General features: G+C 42.3%; 13 protein-coding genes. 1 reads left to right on the top strand and 12 read right to left on the bottom strand.

The annotated features are described in order from the left end of the window. Positions 1-29: 29 nt before the first annotated feature. The 10 genes from INF20_RS04675 to INF20_RS04630 all read right to left on the bottom strand — a co-directional run bounded on the left by INF20_RS04675 (position 30) and on the right by INF20_RS04630 (position 8,456). On the bottom strand, positions 30-1,268 hold the full coding sequence (locus INF20_RS04675) for a DnaD domain protein (RefSeq protein ID WP_226385220.1): 1,239 nt from the start codon (positions 1,266-1,268) through the stop codon (positions 30-32). A gap of 17 nt (positions 1,269-1,285) precedes the next feature. Next, positions 1,286-2,599 carry a replicative DNA helicase gene (dnaB, locus tag INF20_RS04670; protein ID WP_226385219.1) on the bottom strand — a complete coding sequence of 438 codons (1,314 nt, stop codon included), beginning with the start codon at positions 2,597-2,599 and terminating at the stop codon, positions 1,286-1,288. Between the two features lie 12 nt (positions 2,600-2,611). Further along, positions 2,612-3,058 (bottom strand): 50S ribosomal protein L9, encoded by a 447-nt coding sequence (gene rplI / locus INF20_RS04665; protein WP_226385218.1) that lies wholly within the window; start codon positions 3,056-3,058, stop codon positions 2,612-2,614. Further along, positions 3,055-4,782, bottom strand: coding sequence for a DHH family phosphoesterase (locus INF20_RS07990; RefSeq protein ID WP_226385217.1), 1,728 nt, complete (start codon positions 4,780-4,782; stop codon positions 3,055-3,057). The genes rplI and INF20_RS07990 overlap by 4 nt, the downstream gene beginning before the upstream one ends. After that, positions 4,779-5,537 (bottom strand): DUF2232 domain-containing protein, encoded by a 759-nt coding sequence (locus tag INF20_RS04655; protein WP_226385216.1) that lies wholly within the window; start codon positions 5,535-5,537, stop codon positions 4,779-4,781. Before INF20_RS04655 ends, INF20_RS07990 begins: the two co-directional genes overlap by 4 nt. A gap of 142 nt (positions 5,538-5,679) precedes the next feature. Then, complete coding sequence (rpsR, locus tag INF20_RS04650; RefSeq protein ID WP_449757709.1) at positions 5,680-5,910, bottom strand: 30S ribosomal protein S18; 231 nt, start codon at positions 5,908-5,910, stop codon at positions 5,680-5,682. Positions 5,911-5,929: 19 nt separating this feature from the next. Further along, complete coding sequence (locus INF20_RS04645; protein WP_226385214.1) at positions 5,930-6,328, bottom strand: single-stranded DNA-binding protein; 399 nt, start codon at positions 6,326-6,328, stop codon at positions 5,930-5,932. A gap of 10 nt (positions 6,329-6,338) precedes the next feature. Then, complete coding sequence (gene rpsF / locus INF20_RS04640; RefSeq protein WP_226385213.1) at positions 6,339-6,626, bottom strand: 30S ribosomal protein S6; 288 nt, start codon at positions 6,624-6,626, stop codon at positions 6,339-6,341. Between the two features lie 113 nt (positions 6,627-6,739). Then, on the bottom strand, positions 6,740-7,651 hold the full coding sequence (locus tag INF20_RS04635; RefSeq protein WP_226385212.1) for a nucleotidyltransferase family protein: 912 nt from the start codon (positions 7,649-7,651) through the stop codon (positions 6,740-6,742). A gap of 55 nt (positions 7,652-7,706) precedes the next feature. Then, entirely contained in the window at positions 7,707-8,456 is a 750-nt protein-coding gene (locus INF20_RS04630; protein WP_226385211.1) for a phosphatase PAP2 family protein, read from the bottom strand. A gap of 148 nt (positions 8,457-8,604) precedes the next feature. On the opposite strand from INF20_RS04630, the gene INF20_RS04625 reads away from it, so the two are divergent. Next, positions 8,605-9,342 (top strand): lysophospholipid acyltransferase family protein, encoded by a 738-nt coding sequence (locus INF20_RS04625; RefSeq protein WP_226385210.1) that lies wholly within the window; start codon positions 8,605-8,607, stop codon positions 9,340-9,342. A gap of 11 nt (positions 9,343-9,353) precedes the next feature. On the opposite strand, the gene INF20_RS04620 is transcribed toward INF20_RS04625, so the two are convergent. Next, the gene (locus tag INF20_RS04620; protein WP_226385209.1) at positions 9,354-9,566 is read right to left on the bottom strand and encodes a hypothetical protein; all 213 of its coding nucleotides are present in this window, start codon (positions 9,564-9,566) and stop codon (positions 9,354-9,356) included. Positions 9,567-9,645: 79 nt separating this feature from the next. After that, positions 9,646-10,632, bottom strand: a complete 987-nt coding sequence (gene trpS, locus INF20_RS04615; RefSeq protein WP_226385208.1) for a tryptophan--tRNA ligase — start codon at positions 10,630-10,632, stop codon at positions 9,646-9,648. Between the last annotated feature and the right edge of the window lies 1 nt (position 10,633).

Genomic DNA, 10,633 nt, shown 5'->3' with positions numbered 1-10,633 from the left:
GCTGTTATTATTTTTCCAAGTTTGTTCTATTATTTCTGCCACTGGGCAGCTTCCTTTTCCCTTTCAATATAGCATTGACAGCGGATACCTTCATCAGTCATGCCTGTATCCTTGCAGAGAGGACATTTATATCTAACTTCCATATAATCCACCGGCACACGATTTTCCGTAAGAAGCATCTTTATTCTTTCTCTGATTTTATCGTTTTCAGCCTTCAGCCTGTTCATGGCTTCGTTCTTGTCTGCTCCGCCTCCAAGGGCTGTCTTTGTCAAAGAAATATAGTTGTTTTTCATCTGATCATCCAACTTCTTTATTTCCGGTATAGCGGTGTATACTTCTTCCTTTCTTTCCTTTGCTTCTCTTTCTGCTTTTTCTCTTATGAAGTCGTAATACTCACCCACATGCTTTTGAGTAACCTCGCCAGTTTCGTCCTTTCCTGTCTTTTCTTTATTCCAGTTCATAAGAACAGTATTGACATAGTTCATGTTCGGGTTTGAAATACCGCTAGTCTTGGCACAGGCCTCCAGTATCATATCCATGGAAAAGTCAAAGTCATCAAACCATGTATCCATGATTGCCTTTTCGTTTTCCGTAGCATTTCTCGAAAAGCCCATGGCTCTAAGAACTCTTTTATACATGTAATGGCGATTATCCATTTCCTCAAGATATTCCTCTGCCTGAGCTCTGCTGCGAAAGCCTTTATTAGTCCAGCTTTCCACCACCTTGCCCACATAGTTTACATTTTCCTTTTTCATGGTTTCAACGCAATACTTGTAGGCATAGGAAATGATTTCCGGAGTTGCTCCGGTAACGTCTATCCAGCCGAGAATGCTTTCAGTTTCTCTGCCGTTAAGAGGTCTGTTCATAATCTTTTCGATTGATGTAAACATGGCTTTAAGTCCGGAATCATCCAAAATATGCAAGGAAGCTTCCACCACATCTGACGGCGCCTTCTGCTTTTCGGATTTCTTTTTTCCGTAAAGGCTTTCCTTTAGGCTTACAAAGACTATTTCTCCCTTTTCTCTTCTTACAACACCGAGTCTTTCCCAGTATTTCCAGGCTCTTTCCACAACATCATCGTCAGCGGCGATGCCGAGGCTTTTTTTAAGTTTTTCCTCGTCCATCTCCTTTCCCAAATCTGTAAACATAAGAGCCATCAGATAGACTTTAAGAAAATCTGCCGGGGCGTCCTTCATATATTCATTTATAAATATGTTTTCGACCTTGGTGTCGAACATATACTCGTTATATATCTTATCCCTTTTCATCAGGCTCCTCTTTTGCTTTATCTCTGCAGATTTACAAATCTGGTGTACTTACCCTGCCAGCCGACTTCCACCGTACCGATAGGACCGTTTCTGTGCTTTGCCACTATAACCTCACAGATTCCCGGTTTTTCAGTTTCTTCGTTATATACTTCATCCCTGTAGAGGAAAAGTACAACGTCGGCGTCCTGCTCTATGGCTCCCGATTCTCTCAAATCGGAAAGCACCGGTCTGTGGTTTTCCCTCTGATCTGGAGCTCTGGAAAGCTGCGAAAGCACGATAACAGGACATTCCATTTCCCTTGCCAAGAGCTTCATTCCTCTGGAAAGGCTCGTTATTTCCTGCTGTCTGTTATCGGAACGCTTTTCACCTTCCATCAGCTGCAAGTAGTCTAGGATTATCATATCAAGGCCTGTTTCAGCCTTCATCCTTCTGCACTTGTTTTTTATCTCCATAAGCTTTATGCCGGGAGTATCATCGATGTAGATGCTCATTTTATTAAAGCTGTCCAATGCCGCAGACATCTTATCCCAGTCGGACATGTCCACATCTCCCGTGCTCATTTTTTGAGATTCAACTCTGGCTTCCATGGAAAGCAGTCTCTGGCTGAGCTGTTCCTTGGCCATTTCCAAGCTGAATATAAGGACTTTTGCATCCGCCTTAAGGGCCGCATTTAAAGCGACATTAAGGGCAAAGGCTGTTTTACCCATGGAAGGTCTTGCCGCCAGTACCACCATATCCGATTTCTGAAATCCGCTGAGCTTACGGTCCAAATCTATCAAACCGCTAGGAACGCCTGTTATACCTCCCTGGCTCTGGCTTCTTACGGAAATCTCCTCAAAGTTTGTCAGGATGATTTCGCTGATTTTTGCCATCTCGCTATGCTGCTTGCTCTTGGCAATTTCAAATATTCCCTTTTCTGCATATTCCAGAATATCTAAAGTGTTTTCGCTTTCTTCATAGCCTTTTTTTGCTATTTCATCAGCAGTTCCGATAAGCCTTCTAAGCACTGCCTTTTCAGCAACTATTTTGGCGTATTCCACAGCATTGGAAACAGAAGGTACATCAGCAGAAAGCTGTGCCACATAAACTCTGCCGCCTACCGCTTCCAGCATTTTTCTCTTTTTCAGCTCATCTGTTACCGTAAGCACATCCACAGGAGTACTGCTTCTCTGCAAATCAGTTATTACTGTGAATATTTCTCTGTTTGCCTTGCTGTAAAAGTCTTCGGCTCTTACCACCTCAAGGACATCAAATACAACTTCCTTGTCCAGCATTGCCGCACCAATAACGGATTTTTCAGCTTCTAAATTGTGTGGAGGTATTCTTTCCATAATTTTCTCCGTTTATTTTGCGATAATTTCCACCTTAAGCTTAGCTGTAACTTCAGGATACAGCTTAACCTGTACTTCTACATTTCCTGCCTGTTTTACAGGAGCGTCTAAAACTATCTTTTTCTTGTCTATTTCTATGCCGGCCTGTTCCTTGCATGCATCTGCTATATCTGCAGAAGTTATGGAACCGAACAGCTTGCCGTTGTCTCCAGCTTTAGTTTCAATTTTAACGGTCAAATCAGCCAGCTTCTTTGCTGTTGCTTCGGCTTCAGCCTTTCTTTCAGCTTCCTGTTCAGCAGCTATAGCCTTCTGATGCTCAAGGTTTTTAAGGTTTCCTGCTGTAGCTTCCTTTGCGAGACCCTTAGGAAACAGCATATTTCTCGCATATCCGTCATTTACCTTTACCACATCTCCGGCTTTACCTTTTCCTTTTACATCTGCCAGTAATATTACCTTCATTGTTCTTCCCTCACCATTTCCTTTATCTTTTCTATAACTTCCTGAGGAGGCTCATCCGTCTGGGTGCCTGCGGCATTTAAGTGACCCCCGCCCCCAAAGGCCTCCATTATTACCTGTACATTTACTTCTCCCACCGAGCGTGCACTGACTACGGTTCTGCCGTTATGGTCTTTTCCTACAACAAAGGACATCCTTATGCCTCTGATTGTGATAAGCTCGTCGGCAATCTGGGAACATATCATCTGTGTATCCTGATCCTCGGTTATACATTTTGAAAATGCAGCTCCATCCTCTGTAAATTCAGCGTTGTATATACCATAGGCCTTGCTCATACAGATTTTCTTTTCCACCTGGAACAACCTCTTAACATTGTAAAGGTCTGCTCCTGCACGTCTGAGCCAAGCTGCCGCTTCAAAGGTTCTCACTCCCGCCTTTACGGAAAAATTATTTGTATCCACAAATATTCCCGCAAGAAGACCCTCTGCTTCAAGCTTTGTAAGTTCCTTTCGCTCTATTGTGTACTGAAGGATTTCAGTTACAAGCTCCGCCGTCGATGAAGCATAGGGCTCCATATATATAAGGGTCGGATTTTCCAGCGCTTCTTCGCTCTTTCTGTGGTGGTCGATTACAACAGTCTTAGCCTTGCTTTCCAAAAGCTCCGGACATTCGACGATGCTTGGCTTGTGGGTGTCCACCACTATTACAAGGGCTTTGTCATTTATCAGCTCAATCGCTTTTTTTCTGCCTATGAGATTATAGTTTTCCGAAGCCTTTGCTTCTCTGTAAAGGAGATCAAGGGCCTCACCGTAGTTTTCCAAAACTATATAAGTCTCTCTGTTAAGTGGCATTGCCATTCTGCTTATACCCATGGCAGAGCCGAAGGCATCCATATCCGGATTTTTATGTCCCATTATAAACACCCTGCTGGAGGATTCTATCAGTCTCTTTAAGGCATAGCCTATTACTCTTGATTTACCTTTATTCGCTTTTTCAACGGTCTGAGCCTTTCCGCCGAAATAGTAAATTTCTTCTCCATCCCTAACCACTGCCTGGTCACCGCCACGGCCTTTGGCAAGGTCAAGAGCCTGCTGTGCCAGCTCAAAGTTTTCCTCTGGAGTTGCTCCGTTTATTCCGACTCCTATGGAAAGAGTTATCGGAAATTCAACGCTGGATTCTATTTCACGAATCCTATCCAAAATAGGAAATCTTTCATCCATCTGCTGTCTGCACATTTCCATGCTCATAACTATATTGTAGCAGGCAGAATTTTGCTTTATTACCGATGCTGTCATAGCTGCCGCCCACTGTCTTATGATGCCGTCTATGGTAGTTGCCATGGACATCTGCTTTTCTGCGGCAGTACCTAAATTGATTTCATCGTAGTTGTCGATGTTTACCACCGCCATGCAGATTTTTTCCCTTTCATAGGTTTCTTCCAGCTCGGTAAATCCCGTAACATCCATAAAATAGATGTATAAGCCGTCCTCTGTCATGACCGGAGCCATATCAAATACTCTGTCATTTCTGGACAGCTTTATCTTTTCGCCTTTTTCTGCTGCCTCCTGAAAGGTTTCGTATTTTACTCCCGTTAGAGTAAATACATCTGCTCCTTCAATCCCGTCATATACAAAAACCTTTCCGATATGACAGTTTACCTCCGATATTTTTCCTTCTTCATCCACGGTGCAGGCAGGCACCGGTATATAACGCTCAAATTCCTTCACGATCTTTTCTCCGTCTCTTTATTCATTCTTCCTCGCATGTTCATTAAAAGATCCATGACTCCCAGTACAAACAGAACAGTTCTTCCTAAAGGCATCATCCAAAGTATTGCAGATGCTATAAACGGCACTATTCTGTTTATTCTTCTCACATAGAAGAAAACGAAAATAAGGGATATGCCCTGCAGGGAAACTATCGCCTGTACCAGAGCATTTATATTTAATACAAGACTTGCTGCGGCCCCGATATCCATAGCTTTTAAAAGGTATGAAACCAGATATATCAAAAACCAGCCTATGACATCGTTTGGTCTTAAAGAGAAGTCTCGCATATATGCAAAGGGTTTTATACGATCTTTTCCTCTGAATTTTATTCTAACTAATATGTTGTACTCAATATAGGACACAGCTGCGGCAAGAATCAAAAATGCGCTTGGCATAAAGGATATAACCGAAGAGTACATCTGAGTAAGTGTCTGCTCAGCTTCCTTTGCTGAAAGGTCGCCAAGACCTAATGTGTCCATAGCCTGTGGGCTTTGCTGCACCATGTCTACGGCATTTGCAATTGCCTTGTCCAGATATTCGCTGATGTTATGTCCTGCGAAGTATGCTGCCACAAAAATTGCAAGCACCCCGGCAGCGGCAGCCACCGCACCGTAGGCAACAGTTTTAAAAGGTCTTCCCCCGTCTTTTATTACGCCGGCCATTATCGGCAGCGGCAATATGAGAATTACTAATAATGCTATTTCCAGATACATAATTTCTCCTTAACGCGTTATCATATAATTATATCACAATAGCGACGGTTTCCATACCAAATAGAATAAAATCATCCAAATGAACAGAGAAAAAGTAAGAAAAAATCCCGACCTCCTGAAAGATCGGGAAATTCGATATCAATTAGTCTGCCTGATAAGGGAGAAGTGCAACTATTCTAGCTCTCTTAATAGCCTTTGTTACTTCTCTCTGATGTACGGCACAAGTACCTGTAACTCTCTTAGGAAGAATCTTTCCTCTTTCAGTTACATACTTTTTGAGTGTTTCAACATCTTTGTAATCTATTGTCTTGTTTTTGTCGGCACAGAACTGACATACTTTCTTCTTTCTGTAGCCGCCTCTTTTCTTGTCCATCATGACATTCTCCTTTCCTTTAGAACGGGATATCGTCATCGTCTATAGCCTGGAAGCCTTCAGGTATACCTGCTGAACTTCCCTGAGATGATGACTGGGATCTGTCTCCCCATTCCAAAAATTCAACTCTGTCGGCAACCACATCTGTGGTATAAACTTTTCTGCCGTCTTTTTCGTAGCTTCCCGTCTGAATGTGACCCTGAATAGCCACCTGTCTTCCCTTTGTAAGGAATCTTTCGCAGTTTTCAGCCTGTTTGCCAAAGACTACGATATTCGGGAAATCAGCGCCTCTGTCCTGACCGTCTCTACCAGGAACCCTATTAATGGCTATTGAAAATCTTGCAACGGCCAACTGGGATTCGGTATATCTCACTTCAGGATCTCTTGTCAATCTTCCTATAAGCACTACGCTGTTCATGTGAGACCTCCTATTTCTCTTCCTTGCTGATGATCATGTGTCTGATCACATTGTCGGAAATTCTCAGTCTTCTGTCGAGTTCCTTTGGAAGCTCAGTGTCTGCGCTGAAATCGATAACTACATAGTATCCTTCGTTCTTCTTCTGGATAGGATATGCGAGTTTTCTCATTCCCCATACATCTACGTTCTCAACTTCGCCTTCGGAAGCGATGATACCTTTTACAGTTTCAACTGTCGCATCCTTCTGAGCGTCTTCGAGAGTCGGATCGATGATGAACATAACTTCGTATTTCTTCATTTTTTCACCTCCCTGTGGACTTGAATGGCATCGGCCCCATTGCCGATGCAGAGAAAGTTAATTTTTCGTACTTGTCTATTATACACGAAATTGTGGTAAAATCAACAGTTTTTTTATTTCCAGAGGACATCCGGATAAAGGCCTTTATCCTTCAGAGACTGAAGGGCATTCATTACATTTTCCTTATCCTCTCTATATGTGACTCCGTACCATCTATCAACGGATGTCAGCACTCTACATGTGGCCTTGCCTTCCTTGATTAAATCATCGGTTACCTTCGGAATCAGATACTCTGCCTTTTCTGGATTATTTGCAAGGGCATCATCTAAAAATTCAGGAAATCTCTTTACCAGCTCCTCCATCATTTCACCGGTGTAACCCCAGAAATTCATTGATACAGGAGTGTCCTCCTCAAGAGGCGTCCAGCTTTCCTCGTCTTCAGTATATGATATTTTCCCGTCAACACGCATAATCTTCGTTCTTTCCACGATGTCTGCAAGGTATCCCTTTTCGTCTACACTGCAGATACCCCTTGCCACATGACCGTTTTCCGTAATGGTGTTTTTAAGAAGATAGGACACCATAGTAAACTGGCCCTTCTCAGTTACATTAGAAAGAAAATCATATATTGCCTGGAAAGCACTTGGTCCGTAATAGTCGTCTGCATTTATTACGGCGAATGGCCCATCAACATAAGCGCGGGCAGACATTATGGCATGACCTGTTCCCCAAGGCTTAACTCTGCCTTCCGGCACCTCATATCCTTCAGGCATATCATCAAGCTTCTGAAAAGCATACTGTATTTCCATATGCTTTCCAGCTCTGTCATCCACCAGTTTTCTGAAATCCTCAAGATTTTCCTCTTTTATCACGAATATTGCCTTCTTAAAGCCTGCCATCATGGCATCGTACAGAGAAAAATCCAGTATTATCTCTCCCTGGTCTGTTACGGGATCTATCTGTTTAAGGCCGCCGTATCTTGAGCCCATACCTGCAGCCATTATTACTAAAACGGGTTCTTTCATATCATTTCCTCCCAAATACTTCAGTAGTCTGTACAATATGAGGATTTATATTTGATTAAGATTTTTTGTCTTCATCATATTGAGCCTGCAAATCCTCTAGCATATCTTCTCTGTCCACAACCTCAACTTCCACATCTTCCAGAGCATCGATCTTTGCCTGTTCCTTTGCTCTCATCTTAGCTCTCCATTTTTCTTTTTCCTTTTTATAAGGATAAAAGTACATACCTACCGCACCGAAGCTAGCAAGTCCCACAAAGAATCCTCCCAGTACATCGGAAGCGTAATGAACTCCCAAATATATCCTGCTTAGACTTATCAAGATTCCCAGTGCCGAAAGCAAAACCGCACAAAGAGCTGCTTTCTTTTTGTTGTCCATGTTCTTGCACACTAAGTATGCCAAAAGTATAAACACCGCTATGGCTGTTGCAGTATGGCCGCTCGGATATGAAAATCCTCCCTGCTCTATAAGCATATTTGCCGCATCCGGTCTAGGTCTTTCTATAAGCATCTTTGCAATTCTGTTAAGGACATGGGACAAAATTGCAACCACCGTAACCGGTATACCGTATGTTTTCCTTGTCTTTGCAAAGGCCAGTAATAGCAAACAAATCACGGTTATCGCCTGCCAGTTGCCTATGTAAGTGATAAGCTCCACTACGGTATTTAAACCAGGCGATCTCAGGCTCTGCACCGCACCCCCGTAAAATGCGTCGAAGAAATCCGAGTTTCCGTTGACCACCAAGGCCGTTACCGCTATAAATCCTATTACGCCTCCTTCGAGACAAAAAAGTTTGTAATTAAACATTTATTACTTTCACCGCCGTTTCATTTTATGTATATAAGTGTAATTTTATGTAATTTCCGACTTCTGCCATTATACACTTTTATATGGAAGTTCTCAACCTGATTATGGTATAATAAATCATTATTCCGATATATATAAGAGGTACAAAATGAAGATATTCAGAAATATTCCCGGTGCCGTAAAGGTATACTCAAATCTCAGATATCTCAACGGTTTTAAGCGTGAGATAGATGATGCCAGAGCAAAAGGCGACCAGGAAAGAGAAATGGAAAATATATGCTATGCCATAAGCACCTGGGGCGATAAGCTCTCAAAAAGCCTCGGCATGGACATTAAAGTATACGGAAAGGAAAACCTTCCGGAAAAAGGACCTGTGGTATTTATGTCAAACCATCAGGGCTATGCGGACATCCTGGCTCTTTGCGCAGCCATAGACACAGTTCAATTCGGATTTGTTGCCAAAAAGGAGCTCGCTAAAATTCCGCTGTACGGCAAATGGATGGATAGAATAAGAAGTGTAATGATGGACAGAGATAACCCTAAGGAATCTCTTAAAGCCATAACAAAGGGCATCGGACTTCTCAAAAAAGGATATTCCCTTGTTATTTTCCCGGAAGGAACCAGAAGCAAGGGCGGCCCGATGATTGATTTTAAACCGGGCTCAATGAAGCTTGCCACAAAACCGAAGGTTCCTATTATTCCCGTAAGCATAGAAGGTTCATACAAAATCTTTGAGGAAAGGGGCATTATTTCGCCGGGAACGGTAAAGGTGATGTTCCATCCTGCCATACCAACCGATGACCTTCCAAAGGACAGCGAAAAGCATCTTAACGATAAGGTTCACGATATAATAAAAAGCGGAGTAGAAGAACTCCGCAACCAGTAAAGCCTGATTCTTTATTTCTGAATCTTTTCGATAAGATCAGGTAGCTCACTTAAATTATTTATGACATAATCTGCGCCGCAATGGAAAAATACCGTTGCGGCCTTTTTATTAGCCTCATCCTTTTCCTCCTGAGAAAGAGTGTTAAATTCTTCTTCAGAAAGGCCCATTACAGAGCTTCCTTCAGTTACTCCCACAGAAAGAATAACAGCTTCTATTTTTGCCATTTCTTTCTCCTAGTATATTAAAGGCATAGATGAATACCTATTATATACTTCACCTATGCCTTATTTCTAATCAATTTTTTTATCTCGGCAGACCTACGCCCATATTCTTCTTTGTTCTTTCAACAACCTTTTCAGCTATGGCGTTGGCTCTATTAGCTCCGTCCTTGAGTATCTCGATAAGCTCGTCGGAGTATCTGATTTCTTCAAATTTCTGCTTTATAGGAGCAAGACCGTTAACCAGTATCTCAACTAAATCCTTTTTGAAATCTCCGTAGCCTTTGCCTTCGTATTTCTTTTCGATATCCTCTATGGAAAGATCAGAAAATGCCGTATAAATGTTCATCAGATTGCTGATGCCCGGTTTGTTTTCCTGATCAAACTTTATTGTTCCGTCGGAATCCGTTGTGGCTCTCATTATCGCCTTCTTAATCTTTGCTTCGTCATCCAGAAGTGAAATTCTAGAAAGCTCATTTTCAGCACTCTTGCTCATTTTTTTAGTAGGGTCATCTAAAGCCATTATCTTTGCGCCTTCCTTAAGGTATCTGCCTTCAGGCAACACAAATGTTTCTCCGTATTTGTTGTTTACTCTGTTGCAAAGATCCCTTGTAAGCTCGATATGCTGTTTTTGGTCTATGCCTACAGGCACAATATCAGTATCGTAAAGAAGAATGTCTGCTGCCATAAGCACAGGATACATGAAAAGTCCTGTAGGAGCAGATTCCTTTCCTTTACCTTTATCTTTAAACTGGGTCATTCTGGAAAGCTCGCCTGTATATGAGGAGCATGTCAAAAGCCAAGAAAGCTCAGTGTGACCCGGTACTGTGGACTGAACAAAAACGATGCTCTTTTTAGGGTCTATACCTATTGCAATGTACAATGCTGCCACATCCAGGATATGCTCTTTTAATTCTTCAGGATCCTGCTCCACCGTAATTGCATGTAAATCTACTATACAGTAGATACATTCATTGTCATCCTGAAGCTCAACGAACTGCTTTAATGCACCCAGATAATTTCCTAAATGTATATTACCTGTCGGCTGTACTCCTGAAAATACTCTGCCCATT

Origin of the sequence: Gallibacter intestinalis, assembly GCF_014982745.1 — a bacterium.
Classification (GTDB): domain Bacteria; phylum Bacillota; class Clostridia; order Peptostreptococcales; family Anaerovoracaceae; genus Gallibacter; species Gallibacter intestinalis.
The sequence above is the reverse complement of the archived record's forward strand: the minus strand, read 5'-3'. Positions and strand labels throughout refer to the sequence as shown.

What these genes read in the sequence shown, in the direction of transcription:
- INF20_RS04675 (WP_226385220.1), bottom strand. Translation starts at nt 1,268, where the DNA reads ATGAAAAGGGATAAGATATATAACGAGTATATGTTCGACACCAAGGTC.
- dnaB (WP_226385219.1), bottom strand. Translation starts at nt 2,599, where the DNA reads ATGGAAAGAATACCTCCACACAATTTAGAAGCTGAAAAATCCGTTATT.
- rplI (WP_226385218.1), bottom strand. Translation starts at nt 3,058, where the DNA reads ATGAAGGTAATATTACTGGCAGATGTAAAAGGAAAAGGTAAAGCCGGA.
- INF20_RS04655 (WP_226385216.1), bottom strand. Translation starts at nt 5,537, where the DNA reads ATGTATCTGGAAATAGCATTATTAGTAATTCTCATATTGCCGCTGCCG.
- rpsR (WP_449757709.1), bottom strand. Translation starts at nt 5,910, where the DNA reads ATGGACAAGAAAAGAGGCGGCTACAGAAAGAAGAAAGTATGTCAGTTC.
- INF20_RS04645 (WP_226385214.1), bottom strand. Translation starts at nt 6,328, where the DNA reads ATGAACAGCGTAGTGCTTATAGGAAGATTGACAAGAGATCCTGAAGTG.
- rpsF (WP_226385213.1), bottom strand. Translation starts at nt 6,626, where the DNA reads ATGAAGAAATACGAAGTTATGTTCATCATCGATCCGACTCTCGAAGAC.
- INF20_RS04635 (WP_226385212.1), bottom strand. Translation starts at nt 7,651, where the DNA reads ATGAAAGAACCCGTTTTAGTAATAATGGCTGCAGGTATGGGCTCAAGA.
- INF20_RS04630 (WP_226385211.1), bottom strand. Translation starts at nt 8,456, where the DNA reads ATGTTTAATTACAAACTTTTTTGTCTCGAAGGAGGCGTAATAGGATTT.
- INF20_RS04625 (WP_226385210.1), top strand. Translation starts at nt 8,605, where the DNA reads ATGAAGATATTCAGAAATATTCCCGGTGCCGTAAAGGTATACTCAAAT.
- INF20_RS04620 (WP_226385209.1), bottom strand. Translation starts at nt 9,566, where the DNA reads ATGGCAAAAATAGAAGCTGTTATTCTTTCTGTGGGAGTAACTGAAGGA.
- trpS (WP_226385208.1), bottom strand. Translation starts at nt 10,632, where the DNA reads ATGGGCAGAGTATTTTCAGGAGTACAGCCGACAGGTAATATACATTTA.